Here is a 23,199-nt window from a genome sequence, read left to right as displayed (position 1 = left end):
GACGCGGACACGACGACACGATGAGCAGCACCGGCGCAGGTACACCGCACCCCGCCCCGCGTCCGCGCCTCGCGCGCGACCCGGGGACGGGGCCGTCCGCGCGCCGTCGTCCCCTCGCCGCGCCCCGGGCCCACCGCTCGAACGCGCTGCATCCCGGCGCCTGGTGGCTCTGGGCTCTGGGGCTCGGCACGGCGGCGTCGCGGACGACGAATCCTCTGCTGCTCGCGCTGCTCATAGGGGTGGCCGGGTACGTGGTGGCCGCGCGCCGCACCTCGGCGCCGTGGGCGCGCTCGTACGGGGCGTTCGTGAAGCTGGGGCTCTCGGTGATCGGGATCCGGCTGCTGTTCGCGGTGTTCCTCGGGTCGCCGATCCCGGGCACGCACCTGCTCGTCACCCTGCCCGAGGTGCCGCTGCCCGAATGGGCGCAGGGGGTGCGGATCGGGGGCCGGGTCACGGTCGAGGGCCTGGTGTTCGCGCTGTACGACGGCCTGAAGCTGGCCGCGCTGCTGATCTGTGTGGGCGCGGCGAACGCCCTCGCGAGCCCGGCCCGCCTCCTCAAGTCCCTGCCGGGCGCGCTGTACGAGGCCGGGGTCGCCGTCGTCGTCGCGATGACGTTCGCGCCGAACCTGATCGCCGACGTCCGGCGGCTGCGGGCCGCGCGCCGGCTGCGCGGCCGGCCCGACAAGGGGCTGCGGGGCCTGGCTCAGGTCGGTCTGCCGGTCCTTGAGGGCGCCCTTGAGCGGTCGGTGGCGCTGGCCGCCGCGATGGACGCGCGCGGGTACGGGCGTACGGCCGAGGTCCCGGCCGCCGTGCGCAGGGTCACCGCGGTGCTCACGCTGGGCGGCCTGGTCGGGGTGTGCGCGGGTACGTACGGGCTGCTGACCGCGGACGGCGCGCGGTACGGGCTGCCCGTGCTGCTCGCCGGGGTGGCGGCCGCGCTCGGCGGGCTCTGGCTCGGCGGGCGCCGCTCGGTCCGCACCCGGTACCGGCCCGACGTGTGGGGCGTGCGGGCGTGGCTCGTCGCCGCGTCGGGGGCGGCCGTCGCCGCCGTGATGATCCGGGCCGGTTCCTACGATCCCTCGGCTCTGGCGCCCGGCGTCGTGCCGCTGGCCGCGCCGACGCTGCCGCTGTGGCCCGCGGCCGGGGTGCTGCTCGGGCTGCTCCCCGCGTTCGTGGCGCCCGCGCCACCGCTCGCCGAAACACCCTCGAAGGAGGCTTCATGATCCGGTTCGAGGACGTCTCGGTGACGTACGACGGGGCCGCGACACCCACGGTCCGCAACATCGAACTCGACGTGCCCGAGGGCGAGTTGGTACTGCTCGTGGGGCCGTCCGGCGTCGGCAAGTCGACGCTGCTCGGCGCGGTGAGCGGCCTCGTGCCGCACTTCACCGGGGGGACGCTGAGCGGGCGCGTCACGGTCGCGGGACGCGACACCCGTACGCACAAGCCGCGCGAACTCGCCGACGTGGTGGGCACGGTGGGGCAGGACCCGCTCTCCCACTTCGTCACCGACACGGTCGAGGACGAGCTCGCGTACGGCATGGAGTCGCTCGGACTCGCGCCCGACGTGATGCGGCGCCGGGTCGAGGAGACCCTCGACCTGCTGGGCCTCGCCGACCTGCGTGAGCGTCCCATCGCGACGCTGTCCGGCGGGCAGCAGCAGCGCGTCGCCATCGGCTCCGTACTCACCCCGCACCCGCGGGTCCTGGTCCTGGACGAGCCGACGTCCGCACTCGACCCGGCCGCCGCGGAGGAGGTCCTCGCGGTGCTGCAGCGTCTCGTGCACGACCTCGGCACCACGGTCCTGATGGCCGAGCACCGGCTTGAGCGGGTCGTGCAGTACGCGGACCAGGTCGCGCTCCTCGCAGGGCCGGGCGAGCCCCTGCTGCTCGGCGCCCCCGCCGAGATCATGGCCGTGTCGCCGGTGTTCCCGCCGGTCGTGGACCTGGGCCGCCTCGCGGGCTGGTCACCGCTGCCGCTGACGGTGCGGGACGCGCGGCGCGGGTCCGGGGAGTTGCGTGAGCGCCTGGCGGGATGCGAGCCCCATGAGCCGCCGCAGGCCGCCGTCTCCCCCGCCTCCCGCCGGTCGCTGCTGCGTTCCGGCAGGCAGCCGGTGGTGCCCGCCGTGGCCGAGGTCGCGGGGCTCGCGGTGCGACGGGGGCGCGTCGAGGCGCTGCGCCACGTCGACCTCTCGGTCGGGCCCGGTGAGATCGTCGCCCTGATGGGCCGTAACGGCGCCGGGAAGTCCACCCTCCTGTCCACCCTGGTCGGCCTGGTCCGTCCGTCGTCCGGCACGGCCCTGGTGGGCGGCGCGGTCCCGCACCGCACGGGCCCGCGCGAGCTGATCCGCCGCGTCGGCCTGGTCCCGCAGGAACCGCGGGACCTCCTGTACGCGGACACGGTGGCCGCCGAGTGCGCGGCCGCCGACCACGACGCGGGCGCGGATCCGGGCACCTGCCGCGATCTGGTCTCGCGGCTCCTGCCCGGCATCGTGGACGACACCCATCCCCGTGACCTCTCGGAGGGCCAGCGCCTCACCCTCGCCCTGGCGATCGTGCTGACGGCGCGCCCCCCGCTGCTCCTGCTCGACGAGCCGACGCGCGGCCTCGACTACGCGGCGAAGGCCCGCCTGGTCACGATCCTGCGCGGCCTCGCGGCCGACGGGCACGCCGTCGTCCTGGCCACGCACGACGTGGAACTGGCCGCCGAGCTGTCCCACCGCGTCGCCGTCCTCGCCGACGGCGAGATCGTGGCGAACGGGCCCACCCCCGAGGTGGTCGTGGCCTCCCCCGCCTTCTCCCCCCAGGTCGCCAAGGTGCTGACCCCGGGCAAGTGGCTCACCGTGGCGCAGGTCCGCGAGGCCCTCGGACCCGCGGGTCCGACGGAGGACGGGGCATGAAGACCGCACCCGAGACCGGGCGCCCCGACCGCCAGGCCCGCGCCGTGCGCCTCGGCCCCCGCTCCGTGGTGGCCCTGCTCCTCGTCAGCGCCATAGGGGTGGCCGCCTTCGGGTGGCCGCTGCTCGCGGGCCCTTCGTCGCAGGTCAGCGCGCATGCGCAGGACGCGCCCTGGCTGTTCGCGGGGCTGCTCGTCCTGCTGGTGGGCGTGGTGGCGGCCGCCGTGTCCGAGGGCGGGGTCGGACCCAAGGCGGTGGCGATGCTCGGGGTCCTCGCCGCGACGGGCGCGGCGCTGCGGCCGATCGGGGCGGGGACCGCCGGGATCGAGCCGATGTTCTTCCTGATGGTGCTGAGCGGGCGCGTCCTCGGGCCCGGCTTCGGGTTCGTGCTGGGGTCCGTGACCATGTTCGCGTCCGCGCTGCTCACGGGCGGGGTCGGTCCGTGGATGCCGTTCCAGATGCTGTCGATGGGCTGGTTCACGATGGGCGCGGGCCTGCTCCCCGGCGCGATGGGGGTCCCCCCTGCTCGAGCGAAGCCGAGAGCTCGGGGGAGGCTGCGCGGCCGCGCCGAGGTGCTGATGCTGGCGGCCTACGGGTTCCTGGCCGCGTTCGCGTACGGCACCGTCATGAACCTGGCCGGCTGGCCGTTCCTGGACTCGCTGTCGTCGAGCGTCGCCTTCCAGGCGGGTGCCCCGCTGCACGAGAACCTGGTCCGCTTCCTCGCGTACTGCCTGGCCACGTCGCTGGGCTGGGACCTGGGCCGGGCGGCCCTCACCGTCGTCCTCACCGTCACCGTCGGCCCGGCGCTCCTGAGGGCGCTGCGGCGGGCCACGCGCCGGGCCGCGTTCGAGGCTCCCGTCACATTCGAGGGCACCGAGCCGTAGGGCTTCACGCGCGCCGCGTCACCGAAGCGTGCCCGCGCGGTGAAGCACCCCACATGACCCAGGTCACCTACGAGGCGCGGCCGTAGACGCGATCGCTTGACGCGTCCCCACCAAAACACGCTCTGACCTGGCCGGTGAGAGCCAGGTCACGTAGGGGGCATTTCGACCACATGCGACCTCAACTAGCAAAAGGGGCGATTGCCGCGGGAGTCCGAGCCTGTTCCCCTGGAGGAGTCGCAAGGCGCCGACGGCCCCCGCCAGGGCCCCGGCGCCTCTGTACGCCGCAGGGCGTGCGAAGCGCCCCTGCCCCCCACGGAAGGTTCACGCTTTGTCCGTCACCATCCTCCGCCGCATCGCCGCCCCGAAGAAGGCCCTCGCCGGTGTCGCCCTGGCCGCCGCCACCGCCGGCATGGTCATGGCCGCCGCCCCGGCGTCGAACGCCGCCGCCACCTCTTCGCCGAAGACGATCGCCCAGCAGAAGATGAGCGCCGCACAGTTCGCGTGCTTCGACAAGATCGTGTCCCACGAGAGCGGCTGGAACCCCCACGCGAAGAACGCGTCGTCCGGCGCCTACGGACTGGTCCAGGCCCTGCCCGCCAACAAGATGGCCGCGGCCGGCGGCGACTGGAAGACGAACCCCGAGACCCAGATCAAGTGGGGCCTCAACTACATGAACGAGCGCTACGGCAGCCCCTGTGGCGCCTGGACCCACTGGCAGTCCGCCGGCTCGTACTGAGCCCGGCCGGCCCACGGCCGACCTGAGAAGGCGGCACCCTCCCCCCGTGGGAGGGTGCCGCCTTCGTCGTGCGTTCCGGCCGCCCCGGCGCGGGCCCTCGCTACAGCCGCTGGATGATCGTGCCCGTCGCCACCGCGCCGCCCGCGCACATCGTGATGAGCGCGAACTCCTTGTCCTGGCGCTCCAGTTCGTGCAGGGCGGTGGTGATGAGCCGGGCGCCGGTGGCGCCGACGGGGTGGCCGAGGGCGATAGCCCCGCCGTTCACGTTGACCTTCTCGAGGTCCTGCTCGAAGACCTGCGCCCAGCTGAGCACGACGGACGCGAACGCCTCGTTGATCTCGACGAGGTCGATGTCCTTGAGCGACATGCCCGCCTTGCCGAGCACGGCGCGCGTGGCGTCGACCGGCCCGTCCAGATGGAAGTGCGGGTCGGCGCCGACGAGCGCCTGGGCGACGATCCGGGCGCGCGGCTTGAGCTTCAGGGCGCGTGCCATCCGCTTGGACGCCCACATGATCGCCGAGGCTCCGTCGGATATCTGCGAGGAGTTCCCCGCGGTGTGCACGGCGGTCGGCATGACCGGCTTGAGCCCGCCGAGCCCCTCCATGGTCGTGTCGCGCAGGCCCTCGTCCCGGTCCACGAGCCGCCACATCCCCTGCCCGGCGGCCTGCTCGTCCTCGTTCGTGGGCACCTGCACGGCGAACGTCTCGCGCTTGAAGCGCTCCTCGGCCCAGGCGGTCGCGGCTCGCTCCTGCGAGATGAGGCCGAGCGAGTCGACGTTCTCGCGGGTCAGTCCGCGGTGGCGCGCGATGCGCTCGGCGGCCTCGAACTGGTTGGGCAGGTCGACGTTCCACTCCTCGGGGAACGGCTTGCCGGGCCCGTGCTTGGAGCCGGAGCCGAGCGGCACCCGCGACATCGCCTCGACCCCGCAGCTGATGCCGATGTCGATGACACCGGCGGCGATCATGTTGGCGGTCATGTGCGCGGCCTGCTGCGAGGAGCCGCACTGGCAGTCGACGGTCGTCGCCGCCGTCTCGTAGGGCAGGCCCATGGTGAGCCAGGCCGTGCGCGCCGGATTCATGGACTGTTCGCCCGCGTGGGTCACCGTGCCGCCCACGATCTGCTCGACGCAGTCGGCGTGGATGCCGGTCCTGCCGAGCAGTTCCCGGTACGTCTCGCCGAGGAGATACGCGGGATGAAGATTGGCGAGCGCGCCTCCGCGCTTGCCGATGGGCGTACGTACGGCTTCGACGATGACGGGTTCCGCGGCCATGAGCTCGTCCTCTCCACACATTCCCGGACCGAACCAGAAGACGTAAGAACTAGAACGCGTACCAGTTCTCCGTGCAGTCTCGACGGTGCTACTCCCGGTACGCAAGGGTCGTGCACGTACCACGCGCGCAATCGGGCGCACCACGGGTCTTGCCACTTGTAGAACCCGTTACTACGGTGCCGACAAGCTGACGCCCCGTCAGACCGTCACCGGGAGTTGCCCATGCCGTGCCCAGCGCTGCCCGAAGGGTTCGACTTCACCGACCCCGACCTTCTCCAGCACCGCGTCCCCTTCCCCGAGTTCGCTCAGCTCCGGCAGACGGAACCGGTCCGGTGGATCGCCCAGCCCACCGGCATCTCCGGCTTCGGGGACTCGGGCTACTGGGCCGTGACCCGGCACGCGGACGTCAAGTACGTCTCCACGCGCCCGGAGCTCTTCTCCTCGAACCTCAACACCGCCGTCATCCGCTTCAACGAGTCGATCAGCCGCGACCAGATCGACGTCCAGAAGCTGATCATGCTCAACATGGACCCGCCGGAGCACACCCGGGTCCGGCAGATCGTCCAGCGCGGCTTCACGCCCCGCGCCATCCGCTCGCTCGAGGACGCCCTGCGCACCCGTGCGAGCTCCATCGTCGAGACGGCGCTCGCGAACGCCGCGCCCGACGGCTCCTTCGACTTCGTCACCAACGTCGCCGTCGAACTCCCGCTCCAGGCCATCGCCGAGCTGATCGGCGTCCCCCAGGAGGACCGCGCCAAGATCTTCGACTGGTCCAACAAGATGGCCGCGTACGACGACCCGGAGTACGCGATCACCGAGGAGGTCGGCGCCGAGGCTGCCATGGAGATCGTCAGCTACGCGATGAACCTGGCCGCCGCCCGCAAGGAGTGCCCGGCCAAGGACATCGTGAGCCAGCTGGTGGCGGCCGAGGACGAGGGGAACCTCTCCTCGGACGAGTTCGGCTTCTTCGTGATCCTGCTCGCCGTGGCCGGCAACGAGACGACGCGCAACGCCATCACCCACGGCATGCACGCCTTCCTGACCAACCCCGACCAGTGGGAGCTGTTCAAGCGGGAGCGCCCGGAGACGACGGCTGAGGAGATCGTCCGCTGGGCGACCCCCGTGGTCTCCTTCCAGCGCACCGCGACCCAGGACACCGAGCTCGGCGGCGCGCAGATCAAGAAGGGCGACCGGGTCGGCATCTTCTACTCGTCGGCCAACCACGACCCCGACGTCTTCGACCGCCCCGACGAGTTCGACATCACCCGCGACCCGAACCCGCACCTCGGATTCGGCGGCGGAGGCCCCCACTTCTGCCTCGGCAAGTCGCTGGCCACACTCGAGATCAACCTCATCTTCAACGCCGTGGCCGACGCCATGCCCGACCTCCGCCTGACCGGTGACCCGCGCAGGCTCCGCTCGGCCTGGCTCAACGGCATCAAGGAACTCCAGGTCAGCACCGGCTGACCCCGGGCGGCCGCACGCCGGCCCAGGGAGGCAGGGGCCATCTCCCCACGCCACGCCCCTGCCTCCCTGCGCATCCGCACACCCGGAAGGGGGTCGGATCGGGCCCTCCCCGGAGTTCACCCGGCTGCTCGACGGCCCCCCAACGCGGCCGTCCGGCTCGGCGTCGAGCAGAGCCTCTCCGCCTTCGTGAACCGGGTGGCGCCGAGCCGACCGCCCTCGGCCCGCGAACGCCGTGCCGAAGACTCGGGCGGTTCGAGGTGTGAGCGGGCCTCCGCCTCGACTCCCCGCACGGCGCGTACCGCATCAGCGTCCGCATCGCGTGACGGCATACCGAGCGCGCGACCGCCGGCACAACCTCCCCCACCCTGATCTTCGCCACGGCGGCGGCGCTACGGGTCCGGCATCTTCAGGGCCACCGGCACCAGTCGGAAGACGCCTGAGCCGCGCTCAGGACCGGTTGTGTCCGGCCGGCAGCCTGGCGTGATCGGGCCCGTCCTTCGGCTGCCGGGGAACGGTCGCGCCGGTGAGGCGGGCGCGCGGGCCGCTCAGCAGGTAGGTGAGCCCGAAGCCCGCACCGACGACCGTCGCGCCACCCACGGCGTCGAGCACCCAGTGGTTACCGGTCGCGATGATCGCGGAGATGGTGAACAGGGGATGCAGCAGCGCGATCGCCTTCATCCACCACTTCGGGGCGAGAATCGCGATGACGAGCCCGCACCACAGGGACCAGCCGAAGTGCAGCGAGGGCATGGCCGCGTACTGGTTGGTGAGCGCGGTCAGGGTGCCGTAGTCCGGCTTGGAGAAGTCCTGGACGCCGTGCAGTGTGTCGATGAAGCCGAGCGAGGGCATCAGCCGGGGCGGCGCCAGCGGGTAGAACCAGAAGCCGATCAGGGCGAGCACCGTGGCGAAGCCGAGCGCCGAGCGGGCCCAGCGGTACTGGGCGGGCCTGCGGACGTAGAGGATGGCGAGGACGCTCAGCGGCACGATGAAGTGGAACGACTCGTAGTAGAAGTTGAAGAACGACTTGAGCCACGGGATCTGCGCCACCGCGTGATTGACCCAGTGCTCGATGTCGATGTGGAGGAACTTCTCCAGGGAGTGGACCTGCGTGCCGTGCGCCTCGGCGGTGGCCCGGCCCCCGGTGTTCGTGCCGCCCGTCGCGGCGAGCCTGACCTGCTGGTACGCGTAGTAGCCGACGCGGATCAGAAGCATTTCGAGCAGCAGGTTCGGGCGGGTCAGGACCCGGCGCCAGAACGGCAGGAGCGGGACCCGCGACCAGCGCGCCGGGACGGGCTTCGCGTACTCGGTGGGAACGGGCGCCCGGTACTCGGGCGCGGTGCGGGACAGGAACGGGACGAGCGTGGCCGCGGCGACCGCGGCGATCAGCACAACGTTGTCGCGCAGCGGATCCGCGAGCGCCGTGCCCGGCAGCAGCATCCTCGCGGGGAGCGTCATCACGAGGATGACCGCGACCGGCCACACGTACCGGTCGGAGGCCTTCCTTCCGACGCGGCCGACCACGGCGAGCAGCACCCACAGGAGCTGGTGCTGCCAGGTCGTCGGCGAGACGGCGACGGCGACGCAGCCGGTGAGGGCGACGGCGAGAAGGAGCTGCCCGTCCTGCGCGTAGCGCACCGCGCGCCGCAGTCCGAGCACCGCGACGGCGGAGCCCAGGACGAGGAAGAGCCCGATCTCGAGAGGGCCCTGTAGGCCGAAGCGCAGGAGCGCGCCGTGCAGCGACTGGTTGGCGAGCCCGTCGGGGCTGGAGCCGAGTCCCGCCCCCGCGACGTGGTGCACCCAGTACGTCCACGAGTCGCGCGGCATCACGGCCCACGCGAGGAGCGTGCACGCCGCGAACGTGACGCCCGAGGACACGGCGGCGCGACGCCGCCCGGTGAACCACAGGAGCGGCGCGAAGAGGAGGACGGTCGGCTGGAGGGCGGCGCCGACGCCGATGAGCAGTCCCGAGCTGTTCTCGCCGCGGGCGGCGAAGCAGCCGAGCAGGACGAGCAGGACCGGGATGATGCTGGTCTGGCCGAGATGGAGGGTGTTGCGCACCGGCAGCGACAGCATCAGGAGGCTGACCGCGACAGGGGCGGCGAGCAGCGAGGTGCGCCGGGTGACGGGCTTGGGCAGGGCGCGGGCGGCGACCAGACCGAGGACGACGACGAGGCCGAGCGTGCCGAAGGTCCAGGCCCAGCCGAGCGCCTGCTCGGCGCCCCGGGCCAGAGGCTTCAGCACCAGTCCCCCGAACGGGGTACCGGTGAAGCGGTCGGCGTCGTAGAGGGAGCCCGTCACGTGGAGGACACCTTCAGGACCGGTCCAGGTCTCCAGGTCCGTGAGCCGCTCACCGCTCGGGGTGCTCAGGACGACCACGACCTGCCGCACCGCGAGCACCGCGGCGATCAACCAGAGGCCCGCCCGGACCATACCCAACCGCGCTGTCGCGGCCCCCGCCACCAAGGCTTTGCCCGGTCCATGCTCCACGTTCGCCACGCGCCGTCGGCCCTCCCGCCATACGTACTGTCCCAAGAGGCTCGCACCACCCCCGGGGTGAGACGCAGGCAACCCCTGCTTCACCTGCCTGTCGACCGGCATTTGACCGGATGACGATGATGCGGGGTCCGCGTGGTTGCGGTCGAGGGCCGCGACATAGCTCACAGATTTGTCCGTTTGCGCCGCGCCGGGACCGGGGCGTCGTGCCTGGCCGGACCCACTTTTCTCACGCTGTGCAACGAAGTGCAGACTACCCGTAATGATCACGGATGCCCCTATGGTCGATTTCTGGCCGCCCCGCCGTGGGCGGCCTCGTCCGTCCCCACGCGGACGTGTCCCTGTCCCCGTCGAAAGCAGGCGAGCAGTCCCTTGTCGAGTGTTCTAACCGTCGCATCCAGGACCACCGCCTCCGCGAAGGGCGCCTCCCCCGACGTCACCGTCACCGACCCGGCGCTGGTCAAGCGCGCGGTGAAGGCGGCGGCGCTCGGCAATGCGATGGAGTGGTTCGACTTCGGTGTCTACAGCTACATCGCCGTCACCCTCGGCAAGGTCTTCTTCCCCTCGGGCAACCCCACCGCCCAGCTCCTGTCGACGTTCGGCGCCTTCGCCGCGGCGTTCCTCGTCCGTCCGATCGGCGGCATGGTCTTCGGACCGCTCGGCGACCGCGTCGGCCGGCAGAAGGTCCTCGCCGTCACCATGATCATGATGGCGGCGGGCACGTTCGCGATCGGCCTGATCCCGTCGTACGCGACGATCGGCGTCTGGGCGCCGATCCTGCTGCTCCTGGCCCGTCTGGTGCAGGGCTTCTCGACCGGCGGTGAGTACGGCGGCGCGTCCACCTTCATCGCCGAGTACGCGCCCGACAAGAAGCGCGGCTTCTTCGGCAGCTGGCTGGAGTTCGGCACCCTCGCCGGATACATCGGCGGCGCGGGCCTCGTCACCCTGATGACGGCGCTGCTCTCCTCGGACGACCTGCTCTCCTGGGGCTGGCGCATCCCGTTCCTGATCGCGGGCCCGATGGGCATCATCGGCCTCTATCTGCGGATGCGGCTCGAAGAGACCCCGGCGTTCGCGGCCGAGCTGAAGAACGCGCACGAGTCGGAGAAGGCCCGGCCCAAGGTGAAGGTGCGCGACATGATCGCCGGCCAGTGGAAGGCGCTGCTCCTGTGCGTCGGCCTGGTCCTCGTCTTCAACGTCACCGACTACATGCTGCTGTCGTACATGCCGAGCTACCTCACCAGTGAGCTCCACTACGACGAGACGCACGGCCTCCTCGTGGTCCTCGGCGTGATGGCGCTGATGATGATCGTCCAGCCGTTCGCGGGCGCGCTCTCCGACCGTGTCGGCCGCCGCCCGGTGATCGCCGCGGGCTGCGTCGGCTTCCTCGCGCTGTCCGTCCCGGCCCTGCTCCTCATCCGTGACGGCTCCCTGTGGGCGATCGCCCTCGGCATGGGCGCGCTCGGCCTGCTCCTGGTCTGCTTCACCTCGGCGATGCCGTCCGCGCTGCCCGCGCTCTTCCCGACCCGGGTGCGCTACGGCTCCCTGTCGATCGGCTTCAACATCTCCGTCTCGCTCTTCGGCGGCACGACCCCGCTGGTCGTCACCGCCCTCATCGGGGCGACCGGGAACATGATGATGCCCGCGTACTACATGATGGCCGCGGCCGTCATCGGCGGTATCGCGGTGTGGTTCATGACCGAGTCGGCGCGCCGCCCGCTGCCGGGCTCGCTGCCCGCTGTCGAGCCCGGCGACCTGCCGCGACCCGTGACGGCAACAGCCGCGTAACACCAGGAACCGCGCTTCCCCTCGCCTCGTCTGCTCCTTCGCCGTACACGGCACGGACAGACAGGGCGCGACATCGGGGGCCGGCATGAGAACCGCACAACCACTGACCATGAGGGCCAGGGCGCTGCTGACCGCCCTGGCCCTCATGGCGTTCCAGATCGCCGCGCTCGCCTCACCGGCGTACGCGTGCGGATGCGGGGCGATGGTGCCGCCCGCGGGCACGGACCTCACCGTGTACGACGAGACGTCCGCGGTGCGCTGGGACGGGCGCAGCGAGCAGATCGTGATGAGCCTGTCGGTGAGCGGCGACGTGCGCGACGCCGCCTGGATCATGCCCGTACCGCACCGCGCGTCCGTCGAGCTCGGCGACCCGGGGCTCTTCTCGCGGCTGAGCGAGGTGACGGCGCCCGTCGAGCGGACCCGGCACCACTTCTGGCCCGGCGCCGGCGACTGGCCCTTCGACGGCGGGAACGGCGACGGCGCCTCGGCCGGTGCCCCCGCGCCCGGCGGCCCGGTCGGTGTGCTGGGCCGCGAGCACCTCGGACCGTTCGACGTCGCCCGCCTCACCGCGACCGACCCCGACGCACTCGCCGACTGGCTCGACGAGAACGGCTTCCAGCTCCCCGGCCGCCTCGACACCGCGCTGCGCCCGTACGTCGACAGAGGCTGGGAGTACGTGGCGATCCGCCTCGCGCCCGCCGACGGCGACAGCGTGCTCGGCGGCGCCCTCGACCCGCTCCACCTCACCTTCGCCAGCGACCGCCTCGTCTACCCGATGCGGCTGTCGAAGCTCGCCCGCACCGAACAGCATCTGCGCCTGTACGTGCTCGCTGCCCACCGCATGGAGCCGCGCTCCACGATCGGCGGCGACACACCGGAGGTCACGTACGCGGGCCGCATCCCGGCGAAGCCCGGCGGGCCGCTGCCCGAATTCGCGGGCGGCGAGCGGTACTTGACCGCGCTCACCCAGGATTTCCCGCAGCCGTCGCGCATCTACGACGACCACGAACTGCGGCGCACCGCGAGCGACGCCACGCACCGCACCGTGGTGTGGGACGACGAACTCCTCGCCGCCGGGGATGTCCCGGTGTGGCTGCTCACCGTTCCGCTGCCCCTGGCCCTGCTCCTGACGGCGGCCGCCGTCCTGCGGTTCCGCCGGCACTCCCGCCGGCCGGTGGCGCCCCCGCCGCCCGTGCACGCCCCGCCACCGTTGGGCTGAATCCCACCCGGGCCGCCACCGCGCGAGCCCATGATGGGGCCATGGCTGAACACGCATCCGAAGACCGGTGGACCGCCGTCGACGACTACCTGAACGACCTCCTCGCCCCCGGCGACGAGGCCCTGACCGCGGCCCTCGCGGACAGCGAGGCGGCGGGCCTCCCGCACATCGCCGTCGCCCCGAACCAGGGCAAGTTCCTCCACCTGATCGCGCGGGTCCAGGGCGCCCGCCGCGTCCTGGAGATCGGCACGCTGGGCGGGTACAGCACGATCTGGCTGGCCCGCGCCCTGCCCGCCGACGGCGTCCTCGTCACCCTCGAGTACGACCCCCGGCACGCCGAGGTGGCCCGCGGCAACCTCGCCCGCGCCGGCCTCGACAAGATCGCCGAGGTGCGGGTCGGCCCCGCCCTCGACTCGCTGCCCGGCGTCGCGGCCGACCACCCCGACCCCTTCGACCTCGTCTTCATCGACGCCGACAAGGCCAACAACCCGCACTACGTCGAGTGGGCGCTGCGTCTGACCCGCCCCGGCAGCGTGATCATCGTCGACAACGTGGTGCGCGGCGGCCGCGTGACGGACGACTCCGGCGCGGCCCCCGACATCCGCGGCATCCGCGCCGCGCTCCAGATGATCGCCGACCATCCGAAGCTGGACGGGACGGCGCTCCAGACGGTGGGCGCCAAGGGCCACGACGGCTTCGCGCTGGCCCGCGTACTCCCGTAGCGCCGGTTCCCGGTGGTGCCTGACGGACCGTGTGACGGACCGTGTGACGGACCGCCTCATGGGCTGCCTACCGGAGGCCGCCCGACGGATCGTCACAACTCGTGATAGAAGCCCACGTTCACGCTGCGGGGCTCGTTGCGGTCCAGGACCACGACCTCGCCGGACGCGCCCGGCGCGAGAGCCGCAGCACCTCCGTACACAAGGGGCTGCGGCTCCCCGCCGGTCAGCGTGAGACGCACCTCGGACGAGGGCTCGTCGTGCGAGCCGCGCAGCCAGAGGACGGACCAGGCGCCGTCCTGTCCGCACCGGAATTCGAGATGGACGCGCGAGACGAACAGCCAGTCGTCGGGCGTCGCCAGCCGGCACACGTTCCGGTCGCGCCCCACCCGCAGCACGGCTCCCGGCTCACTGGGCGCGTCGGCCATCAGCATTCCCGCCGTCGCACCCGAGTCCGCCCCCGCGACGGAGGCCATGGTCAGCTCCAGCACCCGCACAGCTCCTTCGGTCTTTGACGGCCCTTCTGCACCGGGTCCGCCGACGCCGCATCCTAAGTTGTCCCCTCCCTGTGCGGGATGCCCTCTGGGACAATGGCCTCATGACCGAACGCAAGCCACCCGACGTCAGCTTCGAGTCATGGGTCGACAAGCAGATCCGCGACGCGGAGCGCGCAGGAGACTTCTCCCACCTCGCCGGGGCCGGCAAGCCGCTGCCGAGCACGGCCGACACGACGTACGACGAGAACTGGTGGATCAAGCAGAAGATGGCCCGTGAGGGCTTCTCCGTGCTGCCCCCGTCACTCGCCCTGCGCAAGGAGGCCGAGGACGCGCTCGCCGAGGCGGCGCAGGCCCCTTCCGAACGGATCGTCCGCAAAATCGTCACCGACATCAACGTCAAGATCCGCGACATGATGTTCAAACCCCCGCCGGGCCCGCCCCTCGGCCTGAAGCCGTACGACGTCGAGGAGATCGTCCGCGACTGGCACGAGCGACGCGGGACGCAGGGGGCCTGACGCCGATCTCACGCGGTGGTGAGCGAGGATGGGCGCCATGAGCATCGTGAAGATCAACGTCCTGACCGTCCCGGCCGAACAGCGCGAGGTCCTGGAGAAGCGCTTCGCCTCACGCGCGGGCGCGGTGGAGAACTCGGACGGCTTCGAGTGGTTCGAGCTGCTGCGCCCGATCGAGGGCACGGACGACTACCTGGTGTACACGCGGTGGCGTGACGAGGCGTCGTTCACCGCGTGGATGGAGGGCTCCATGAAGGAGGCCCACCAGGGCGGCGCCGACCGCCCGAAGCCCGCGGCCAGCGGGTCCTCGGTGTGGTCGTTCGAGGTCGTGCAGCAGGCTTCGCCCAAGTCGTAGTGGACTAGGGCCGATCCGCCCCGCCGTCCTCGGTGAGCACCAACCAGCGCCGCCCGTCGATGAGTTCGCGGGCGGCGTCCAGGTGTCCGGCGTGGCAGGCGGTCTCCGTGATGACGTGCAGCAGGACGTCCCGGTGGCTGTGCAGGTGCGGCGGCCCGAAGAGGTGGTGCGGCCACCAGGCCAGGGGCGCGTGCGCGGGCGTGGCGGTGATGATCCCGTCCGCGCGGTCGGTCTCGCGGCGGTACCGCTCCAGGACCTCGGCCGCCGGCACCTCCGGGTCGACCCGCCAGGCGTCCTCCATGGTGTCGAGGCTGCCGATGACGGTCTGATCACCCGTCAGAACGGCCTGGAACCAGAAGCGTTCGACGTCCAGCGCCAGGTGCTGGACCAGCCCCAGACACGTCCAGCCGGACGGCAGCACGGGCCGCCGCAGCACGTCGGGGCCGAGCCCTTCGATGATGCCCAGGATGTGGCGGCGCTGGCCGCGCAGGGCGTCGAGCAGCGCCTTGATCTCGCCGGTCTCGGGGCTGGTTCCGGCACCGGCCCCGTCGGGTGTCACGGGTACGTCGGTCACAGGTACGTCAGTCACAGCCAGAGAGCATGTCCGAACCCCGGGTGCCTGTACAGGGTGAAATCACTTGCGCCCGGCGCCGCCCCTTCGCCGACAATGCCCCCATGACTTCGCCGTGGACCGTCACCCCTGAGCCGTTCGACTCCGCCGTCGCCGCGGAGCTGTGGCGCGCGTACTACACGGAGGTCAGCGACCGCTGGTACCTGCTGCACGAGGGGCGCACCACCGACCCCGACGAGCTGGAGCGCGAGGTCGCCGCCGACACGGGTGCCTATCTCGCGGCGCCGGGCGGGGTGCTGCTGGTCGCGCGGTACCGGGGCGAGCCCGCCGGGACCGCGGGCGTGCGGATGATCGACGCCTCGACCGGCGAGCTGAAGCGCGTCTTCGTACGGCCCGAAATGCGCGGGAAGGGCGGCGGCTCCGTACTGCTCGCACAGGTGGAGGGCGCCGCGCGGGATCTCGGCGCCGAGCGGGTCGTCCTCGACACCCGGGGCGACCTGGTGGAGGCCCGCATGCTGTACGCGCGGCACGGCTACGAGGAGACAGCGCCGCACAACGACGAGGAGTACGCCGAGCACTGGTTCACCAAGAAGCTCGCGCGGGACGCGTGAGCAGCGTCAGGCGCCGGCCGCCAGTCCGTCGTGCGGGCGCTCCGCGTCGGACCCGCACAGCTCCGCGTTGAGCTCCTCCACGAGTTTCGCCAGGTCCGTCGGCCGGTCCGGGCCCCACCAGTCGCCCAGCAGTTCGGCGAGCGACTCCTCGCGGGACGCGGACAGCCGGGCGGCGACCTCGCGGCCCTCGTCGGTGAGGACGAGGTCGACCCCCACGCGCGTGGCGAGGCGCCGCCCCTCCACCTGCCGGCCCGCCGCGATGATCACGGGCAGCGGTACGGCACTGTGTTCGGCGAGCGCCGACGGCTCCGCCCACCCGTAGCGCTTGATGCGCAGCAGGAGCCAGCTCGAGGCGGGCAGCAGGTCGTACCCGGCCCGTTCGGTGATCTTCTCGTAGATCTCGCGGCGCCCCTCCCGGGTGCCGAGCACCGACAGGGCCCGCGCCACCTCGTCGCGCGACGAGCGCTGTACGGGGTTACTGGCCAGGGTCTCCGTCCCGTCCGGCGCGGTGACCGAGCCGCGCAGCTTGTCCTCGCGCAGGAACCAGGCCATCACGAACGCGACGAGGGCGACCGGCGCTGCGTAGAGGAAGACGTCCGTGATGGACGACGCGAAGGCGTGCAGGACCGGTCCGCGTACAGCGGGCGGCAGTCCGCCGATGCCTCTCGGGTCCGACTGGAGCGCGTTCACATCGACGCCCGGGGGCAGACTGCGGCCGGCGAGGGCGTCCGTGAGTTTGTCGCCGAGGCGGCTCGCGAAGATCGTGCCGAAGATCGCGACGCCGAAGGAGGCGCCGATGGAGCGGAAGAACGTCGCACCGGAGGTGGCGACGCCCAGGTCCTCGTACGAGACGGCGTTCTGCACGATCAGGACGAGGACCTGCATGACGAGTCCGAGGCCCAGGCCGAAGACGAAGAAGTAGGCGCTCATCTCGCCGGTCGAGCTGTTCTCGTCGAGCTGGTGCAGGAGGAGCAGGCCGATGGCGGTGACGCCGGTGCCGACGATGGGGAAGATCTTCCAGCGGCCTGTGCGGCTGACGATCTGGCCGGACGCCGTCGAGGAGAGCAGCAGTCCGATGACCATCGGCAGCATGTGCACGCCCGACATCGTCGGCGAGATGCCCTGGACGACCTGGAGGAACGTCGGCAGATACGTCATCGCGCCGAACATGGCGAAGCCGACGACGAAGCTGATCACCGCGGAGAGCGTGAACGTACGGATGCGGAACAGCTTCAGCGGCAGGACCGGCTCGGCGGCCCGCCGCTCCACCTGGATGAACACGACCGCGAGGACGACGCCGAGTACCGCGAGGCCGATGATCTGCGCCGAGCCCCAGTCCCAGGTCGTCCCGCCGAGCGAGGCGACGAGGACCAGGCAGGTCGCCACGGAGGCGATCAGGAACGTGCCGAGGTAGTCGATCGTGTGCCTGGCGGAGCGTACGGGGATGTGGAGCGTGGTCGCGATGACGGCGAGCGCGACGACGCCGATCGGCAGGTTGACGTAGAAGACCCAGCGCCAGCTGAGGTGTTCGGTGAACAGCCCGCCGAGCAGCGGGCCCAGCACGCTCGTCGCGCCGAAGACCGCGCCGAACAGACCCTGGTACCTGCCCCGGTCACGCGGCGGCACGATGTCGCCGACGATGGCCATGGACAGGACCATCAGGCCGCCGCCGCCCACTCCCTGGAGTGCGCGGAAGCCGATCAGCTGCGGCATGTTCTGCGCCATTCCGCACAGTGCCGAGCTGACCAGGAAGATCACGATGGCGATCTGGAAGAGCTTCTTGCGGCCGTACTGGTCGCCGAGCTTGCCCCACAGGGGCGTGGCGGCCGTCGACGCCAGCAGGTACGCGGTCACGACCCAGGACAGGTGTTCAAGGCCGCCGAGGTCGCTCACGATGGTCGGCAGCGCCGTCGAGACGATCGTCTGGTCGAGCGCCGCGAGGAGCATGCCGAGCAGCAGCGCACCGATCGAGACCATCACACTGCGGGGCGCGTGGCCGCCGCCGATCGTGGATCCGGTCCGGTCAACGCCTGGGCCTGCCGTCAGGTCCGTACGGGGAAGGCCCCCGCTAGCGTCCTGGGTCATGGACACCTCCTGAGACGCCACGCCGGACACGGCCGGCGAGGGCTCTGCCGTCTACCAGAATGGTAGGTACGTCCCGGTTTGGCCTGTTGAGGCCGGGAACTCAGGAGGGATACGACGGCACGGACCCAGGGGAGGGTGCGGCGCGAGCCCGGTGAACGGTGCGGCGCAGGCTCGGTGAACCATGCGGCGCAGGCTCGGCGAACCATGCGGCGCAGGCCCGGCGGACGGTGTGGCGCGAGCCCGGCGAACGATGCGGCGCAGGCTCGGCGAACCATGCGGCGCAGGCCCGGCGGACGGTGTGGCGCGAGCCCGGCGAACGATGCGGCGCAGGCTCGGCGAACCATGCGGCGCAGGCCCAGCGGACGGTGTGGCGCGAGCCCGGCGAACGATGCGGCGCGAGCCCGGCGAACGATGCGGCGCGAGCCCGGCGAACGATGCGGCGTGAGCCCGGCGAACGATGCGGCGTGAGCCCGGCGAACGATGTGGCGCAGGCCCGGCGAACAAAGCGGCGCAGGCCCGGCGAACAGCGTGGCGCGAGCCCGGCGAACAAAGCGGCGCAGGCCCGGCGAACAGCGTGGCGCGAGCCCGGCGAACAAAGCGGCGCGAGCCCGGCGAACGATGTGGCGCAGGCCCGGCGAACAAAGCGGCGCAGGCCCGGCGAACGGCGTGGCGCGAGCCCGGCGATACAGGCCCGCGGGACCCGCCGATTCAGGGGTGCGGGACTCGCCTGTAGAGGGGTGCGGGTCAGCCGATGTGCAGCAGGATCTCGCCGGCGGCGCCCGCCTCGACCCGTACCTGCGTCAGGTCGTCCACGACCACCGTGGGGCCGTGCGCGCCCGCGCGGGGGCCGACGCCGACGACGCGCATCCCGGCGGCGCGGCCGGCCGCGATCCCGGCCCCCGAGTCCTCGAAGACGACGCAGTCCGCGGGGTCGATGCCGAGCTCGGCGGCACCCTTGAGGAACCCCTCGGGGTCGGGCTTGCTGGCGCCGACGCTCTCGGCGGTGATGCGCAGGTCCGGCTGGGTGAGGCCGGCGGCGGCCATGCGGCGGGTGGACAGGGCCACGTCGGCCGAGGTCACCAGGGCGTGCGCGAGGCCGCCGTCACGCAGGGAGGCCATGAACGCGGCGGCACCCGGCACGGGGACGACGCCGTCGATGTCGGCGGTCTCCTCGGCGAGCATGCGCGCGTTCTCGGCGTGGTTCTCGGCCATGGGGCGGTCGGGCAGGAGGAGCGCCATGGACGCGTAGCCCTGGCGGCCGTGGACGACCTTCATGACCTCGACGGCGTCGAGCCCGTGGAGGGCCGCCCAGCGCTGCCAGCAGCGTTCGACCACCGCGTCGGAGTTGACCAGCGTGCCGTCCATGTCGAGCAGAAGGGCGCGGGCGGACAGAACAGTGGTGGCCGTCATCGGCAGGGTCCTCCAGGCGTAGGAACAAGGTGACCCCGCCCACCGGTCAGGGTGAGTGGGCGGGAGCCACTTTGTTCCTCAACTGTACAAAACGGGGTGGCGTCTACGCCAGCGGCCCTGGTCAGGGCCGGATTCACGGCTTATGCCACCGCTTCGTAGAGGCTCCAGACGCCCATGCCGAGCATCAGGACCGCGGCGATCTTCGTGATGAGCGCCAGCGGGACCCGCTTCATCAGGGCCTTGCCGCCGACGATGCCGAGGCCCCCGACGGCCCACAGGGCGAGGACGGCGCCGAGGCCGACGGAGAGCGGGTCGTCGTAGCGGGCGGCGAGGTTCGCGGTCATGATCTGCGTCAGATCGCCGAACTCCGCGACCAGGATGAGCATGAAGCCCGCGCCGGAGACCTTCCAGAAGCTCTGGTCCTTGGGCTTGCGGACCTCTTCCTCCTCCTCGTCCTTCTTCAGCAGGAGGACGGCCGCGCCGCCGAGGAACAGCACACCGGTCAGTGCGTGCACAAGCTGCTGCGGCAGCAGGGTCAGTATGCTGCCCGCCGCGACGGCGAGCGCGACATGGACGGCGAAGGCGGCGGCGACACCGGCGAAGACGTACGAGGCGCGGTAGCGGGTGCCGAGGACGAGTCCGGCGAGTGCGGTCTTGTCGGGGAGTTCGGCAAGGAAGACGATGCCGAAGACAACCGCCATCACGCTGATGCTGATCAAGATTCCTCAATCGGTCGGGCTGCCCCGCCGAGAGTTCCGTAAGTCCTGTACGACACCTCGGCACGGCAGCGCTCAGGTGCGCACACAGGTGTGCACGCAGGTGAATCACTGCTTTGCCGAAGGTCTCGCTGGCCGGACCGGGTGTACGGGTCCTGCCTCCGGGCGCCGGCTCAGAACGAGCTGAGCAGTATGTCGACGGTCCGGCGAAGAGCTACTCCCCTTCTGCGCCGCCTATCGTACGCGAACTGCTGAGCGAATCGGCATGACCCGCGTCACGCCCGGACGCGCCACCCCGGTACCACCGGTCCGCACCCCGAAGTCCCGCCCGCTCCCCCACAAGTCACGTCCGCCCCCTTGATGTGTACGCGTCGTTGACGCGACCCTGTCACTCGGCGCACATCTCCCGGAAACCCCGGGGCGCCAGCATGGCCGGGCCCGCTCGGCCAACTTCCCCCCACTTCAAGGGAGTTCACATGCGCATGTTCTACGCGCGTCGACGCGCCGCCGCACTCGGCGCCGCCACCGCCGTCGTCTCCGCCCTCACCCTGCTGAACGGCCCGGCCGCGCAGGCCGCTCCCCCCACCCCGGTCAGCGGGGCCACCGCCCGCACGTACCTCTCCGAGCTCACGGTCAAGGCCGAGGGCTCCTCCGACGGCTACAGCCGCGACCTCTTCCCGCACTGGATCACCCAGTCCGGCGCCTGCAACACCCGCGAGGTCGTGCTCAAGCGCGACGGCACGAACGTCTCGCAGGACTCCAGCTGCGCGGCCACGTCCGGCAGTTGGTACTCGGAGTACGACGGCGCGACCTGGAGCGCGGCGGCCGACGTCGACATCGACCACATCGTCCCGCTCTCCGAAGCCTGGAAGTCCGGCGCCAACGCCTGGACGACCGCACAGCGACAGGGCTTCGCCAACGACCTCACGCGACCCCAGCTCATCGCCGTCACGGACAACGTCAACCAGTCCAAGGGCGACCAGGACCCGGCCAAGTGGATGCCGTCGCGCGCCGCGTACAAGTGCACCTATGTCCGCATGTGGGTGCAGGTGAAGCACTACTACAACCTCACGGTGGACTCGGCCGAGAAGAGCGCCCTGACGTCGTATCTCAGCGGCTGCTGAACTCTCGTGCCGCGGATCTGAATCCCGTCCCGCAGGAACCTCGCCGCCGACCCCTGTCGTTCCGTACCGTACGGGGCGACTGAGGAGGCTGATCACGTGGCACGGCTGCGACTTGGACCGCTGCTGAGATACGTGGACGAGTCGTCGGCGACCGTCTGGGTCGAGGCGAGCCGTCCGTGCACCGCCGAAGTGCGCTGCGCGGACGGCTCGTCAGGCCGTGCCCGCACGTTCCAGATCTGCGGCCACCACTACGCGCTGGTCCCGGTGACGGGCCTCACGCCGGGCAGCGCCACGGCCTACGAGGTGCTGCTCGACGGCGCCCCGGTCTGGCCGCTCGCCGACTCGCCCTTTCCACCGAGCACGATCCGCACGCCCGCGTACGACGACGCGGCCCGCCCCGTCCGTATCGCGTTCGGCTCGTGCCGGTGGGCCGCGGGGCCCGCCGACGGCCACGATCCCGTCGGCCCCGACGCCCTGGACACGCTGGCCGGCGAGCTCGCCTCCGCACCTGATGCCGAGCGCCCCGACGTCCTGCTCCTGCTCGGCGACCAGGTCTACGCGGACGAGACCTCACCGGCCACCCGCCGCTATCTCGCCGCCCGCCGCGACCTGCGCGACGCCCCCGGCAACCAGGTCGCGGACTACGAGGAGTACACCCGGCTCTACTACGAGTCCTGGCTCGACCCCGAAGTGCGCTGGCTGCTGTCCACGGTCCCCAGCTGCATGATCTTCGACGACCACGACGTCATAGACGACTGGAACACCAGCGCCTCCTGGCTCGCGGAGATACGGGCCACCGACTGGTGGAACGAGCGGATACTCAGCGGCCTCATGTCGTACTGGGTTCATCAGCACCTGGGCAATCTGGCGCCCGCCGAACTGGCCGCCGACCCCGTGTACGCGACGGTGTGCGCGGACCCCGACGGGACGGACGCGCTCAGGGAGTTCGCCGCCCGCGCCGACGCCGACGCGACCTCCGTCCGCTGGAGCTACCGGCGCGACTTCGGCCGCGTACGGCTCCTGATGGTCGACACGCGAGCCGCCCGCGTCCTGGCCGAGACGGACCGGTCGATGCTCGACCCGTCGGAGGCGGCGTGGCTGCGGGAGCAGGCGCTGGAGGGGACGGGGGCGTCACCGGGCGGCACCTCAGGGGCGTACGACCACCTCCTCATCGGGACCTCGCTGCCCTGGCTGCTGCCGCATCTCGTGCACGACGCCGAGGGATGGAACGCCGCCCTGTGCCGGGGTGAGCGCGGTGCGCGCTGGGCCCGGCTCGGCGAAAAGCTGCGCAGGCGGGCCGACTTGGAGCACTGGGCCGCATTCCCCACGTCGTTCGACGCGCTGACGGCGCTGATCGCCGAGGCGGGCGGCGGCGAGGGCGCACCGGCGACGGTGTGCGTACTCTCCGGCGACGTCCACCACGCGTACGTGGCCGAACCCGCCTGGCCCGACGGCGCGGCGGCCCCGGTCGCGCGCGTCCTCCAGCTGACCTGCTCACCGGTGCACAACTCGATCCCCGGCTCGATAAAGGTCGGATTCCGCTTCGGCTGGAGCCGCTTCGGCCGTGCCCTCGGACGTCGCCTCGCCCGACACGGCCGCCTCGCCGCTCCCCCGGTCTCCTGGCGCAAGACGGGCGGCCCCTGGTTCGGCAACCAGCTGATGACACTGACCCTGCGCGGGCGCGCGGCCCGGCTCCGCCTCCAGCAGGCGCAGGCGGCGCCGGGCGGGAGGTCTCGACTGCGGGAGGCGACGGACGCCGTACTGAGTGAATGACCGTACTGAGTGAATGACGTGAATGACCGTGCGTGACCAGGGCTGTCGCCCACGGGGCCACCCGGTGAAGATA

General features: G+C 71.8%; 20 protein-coding genes. 13 read left to right on the top strand and 7 right to left on the bottom strand.

Annotation, left to right across the window (positions count from 1 at the left end; genetic code table 11):
* The first annotated feature begins 20 nt into the window (after positions 1–20).
* The 4 genes from OHO83_RS30660 to OHO83_RS30645 all read left to right on the top strand — a co-directional run bounded on the left by OHO83_RS30660 (position 21) and on the right by OHO83_RS30645 (position 4,516).
* Positions 21–1,223, top strand: coding sequence for an energy-coupling factor transporter transmembrane component T (locus OHO83_RS30660; protein ID WP_329435437.1), 1,203 nt, complete (start codon positions 21–23; stop codon positions 1,221–1,223).
* Positions 1,220–2,899, top strand: coding sequence for an ABC transporter ATP-binding protein (locus OHO83_RS30655; RefSeq protein ID WP_330280032.1), 1,680 nt, complete (start codon positions 1,220–1,222; stop codon positions 2,897–2,899). The genes OHO83_RS30660 and OHO83_RS30655 overlap by 4 nt, the downstream gene beginning before the upstream one ends.
* A complete protein-coding gene (locus OHO83_RS30650; RefSeq protein ID WP_330280031.1) occupies positions 2,896–3,780 on the top strand; it encodes an ECF transporter S component in 885 nt (294 codons plus the stop codon). The genes OHO83_RS30655 and OHO83_RS30650 overlap by 4 nt, the downstream gene beginning before the upstream one ends.
* A 328-nt stretch (positions 3,781–4,108) precedes the next feature.
* Positions 4,109–4,516, top strand: coding sequence for a transglycosylase SLT domain-containing protein (locus OHO83_RS30645; RefSeq protein WP_266670064.1), 408 nt, complete (start codon positions 4,109–4,111; stop codon positions 4,514–4,516).
* 100 nt (positions 4,517–4,616) lie between these two features.
* Here the strand turns inward: OHO83_RS30645 and OHO83_RS30640 are convergent, their stop codons facing one another.
* Positions 4,617–5,786: a steroid 3-ketoacyl-CoA thiolase gene (locus OHO83_RS30640; protein WP_266670066.1), complete on the bottom strand. Its 1,170-nt coding sequence runs from the start codon at positions 5,784–5,786 to the stop codon at positions 4,617–4,619.
* A gap of 222 nt (positions 5,787–6,008) precedes the next feature.
* Between OHO83_RS30640 and OHO83_RS30635 the strand changes: the two genes are divergently transcribed.
* On the top strand, positions 6,009–7,253 hold the full coding sequence (locus OHO83_RS30635; protein WP_330280030.1) for a cytochrome P450: 1,245 nt from the start codon (positions 6,009–6,011) through the stop codon (positions 7,251–7,253).
* 447 nt (positions 7,254–7,700) lie between these two features.
* Here OHO83_RS30635 and OHO83_RS30630 read toward each other — a convergent pair whose 3' ends face one another.
* On the bottom strand, positions 7,701–9,749 hold the full coding sequence (locus OHO83_RS30630; RefSeq protein ID WP_389567523.1) for a bifunctional glycosyltransferase 87/phosphatase PAP2 family protein: 2,049 nt from the start codon (positions 9,747–9,749) through the stop codon (positions 7,701–7,703).
* 369 nt (positions 9,750–10,118) lie between these two features.
* Here OHO83_RS30630 and proP point away from each other — a divergent pair, with 369 nt between their 5' ends.
* From proP to OHO83_RS30615, 3 genes are all read left to right on the top strand, one after another.
* Positions 10,119–11,534: a glycine betaine/L-proline transporter ProP gene (gene proP / locus OHO83_RS30625; RefSeq protein ID WP_266670070.1), complete on the top strand. Its 1,416-nt coding sequence runs from the start codon at positions 10,119–10,121 to the stop codon at positions 11,532–11,534.
* Positions 11,535–11,619: 85 nt separating this feature from the next.
* The gene (locus OHO83_RS30620; protein ID WP_330280028.1) at positions 11,620–12,753 is read left to right on the top strand and encodes a DUF2330 domain-containing protein; all 1,134 of its coding nucleotides are present in this window, start codon (positions 11,620–11,622) and stop codon (positions 12,751–12,753) included.
* Between the two features lie 41 nt (positions 12,754–12,794).
* Complete coding sequence (locus OHO83_RS30615; protein WP_266670074.1) at positions 12,795–13,475, top strand: O-methyltransferase; 681 nt, start codon at positions 12,795–12,797, stop codon at positions 13,473–13,475.
* Between the two features lie 92 nt (positions 13,476–13,567).
* Here the strand turns inward: OHO83_RS30615 and OHO83_RS30610 are convergent, their stop codons facing one another.
* On the bottom strand, positions 13,568–13,963 hold the full coding sequence (locus OHO83_RS30610) for a hypothetical protein (RefSeq protein ID WP_266670076.1): 396 nt from the start codon (positions 13,961–13,963) through the stop codon (positions 13,568–13,570).
* 107 nt (positions 13,964–14,070) lie between these two features.
* On the opposite strand from OHO83_RS30610, the gene OHO83_RS30605 reads away from it, so the two are divergent.
* Complete coding sequence (locus tag OHO83_RS30605) at positions 14,071–14,484, top strand: J-domain-containing protein (RefSeq protein ID WP_266670078.1); 414 nt, start codon at positions 14,071–14,073, stop codon at positions 14,482–14,484.
* Positions 14,485–14,521: 37 nt separating this feature from the next.
* Positions 14,522–14,836, top strand: coding sequence for an antibiotic biosynthesis monooxygenase family protein (locus tag OHO83_RS30600; protein ID WP_266670080.1), 315 nt, complete (start codon positions 14,522–14,524; stop codon positions 14,834–14,836).
* Between the two features lie 4 nt (positions 14,837–14,840).
* On the opposite strand, the gene OHO83_RS30595 is transcribed toward OHO83_RS30600, so the two are convergent.
* Positions 14,841–15,425, bottom strand: a complete 585-nt coding sequence (locus OHO83_RS30595; protein ID WP_405601336.1) for a DinB family protein — start codon at positions 15,423–15,425, stop codon at positions 14,841–14,843.
* Between the two features lie 86 nt (positions 15,426–15,511).
* On the opposite strand from OHO83_RS30595, the gene OHO83_RS30590 reads away from it, so the two are divergent.
* Positions 15,512–16,018, top strand: a complete 507-nt coding sequence (locus tag OHO83_RS30590) for a GNAT family N-acetyltransferase (protein ID WP_329435428.1) — start codon at positions 15,512–15,514, stop codon at positions 16,016–16,018.
* A gap of 6 nt (positions 16,019–16,024) precedes the next feature.
* Here the strand turns inward: OHO83_RS30590 and OHO83_RS30585 are convergent, their stop codons facing one another.
* The 3 genes from OHO83_RS30585 to OHO83_RS30575 form a co-directional block, all read right to left on the bottom strand.
* Positions 16,025–17,995, bottom strand: a complete 1,971-nt coding sequence (locus OHO83_RS30585) for an MDR family MFS transporter (RefSeq protein ID WP_266676313.1) — start codon at positions 17,993–17,995, stop codon at positions 16,025–16,027.
* A gap of 852 nt (positions 17,996–18,847) precedes the next feature.
* Positions 18,848–19,519, bottom strand: a complete 672-nt coding sequence (locus OHO83_RS30580; protein WP_266676315.1) for an HAD-IA family hydrolase — start codon at positions 19,517–19,519, stop codon at positions 18,848–18,850.
* Positions 19,520–19,653: 134 nt separating this feature from the next.
* Positions 19,654–20,232, bottom strand: coding sequence for a TMEM165/GDT1 family protein (locus tag OHO83_RS30575; RefSeq protein ID WP_266670086.1), 579 nt, complete (start codon positions 20,230–20,232; stop codon positions 19,654–19,656).
* Between the two features lie 473 nt (positions 20,233–20,705).
* On the opposite strand from OHO83_RS30575, the gene OHO83_RS30570 reads away from it, so the two are divergent.
* Positions 20,706–21,353 carry an HNH endonuclease family protein gene (locus OHO83_RS30570; RefSeq protein ID WP_266670088.1) on the top strand — a complete coding sequence of 216 codons (648 nt, stop codon included), beginning with the start codon at positions 20,706–20,708 and terminating at the stop codon, positions 21,351–21,353.
* A gap of 96 nt (positions 21,354–21,449) precedes the next feature.
* Complete coding sequence (locus OHO83_RS30565) at positions 21,450–23,126, top strand: alkaline phosphatase D family protein (protein WP_266670090.1); 1,677 nt, start codon at positions 21,450–21,452, stop codon at positions 23,124–23,126.
* Positions 23,127–23,199: the final 73 nt, after the last annotated feature.

Origin of the sequence: Streptomyces sp. NBC_00569, from assembly GCF_036345255.1 — a bacterium.
Lineage (GTDB): Bacteria > Actinomycetota > Actinomycetes > Streptomycetales > Streptomycetaceae > Streptomyces.
The sequence above is the reverse complement of the archived record's forward strand: the minus strand, read 5'-3'. Positions and strand labels throughout refer to the sequence as shown.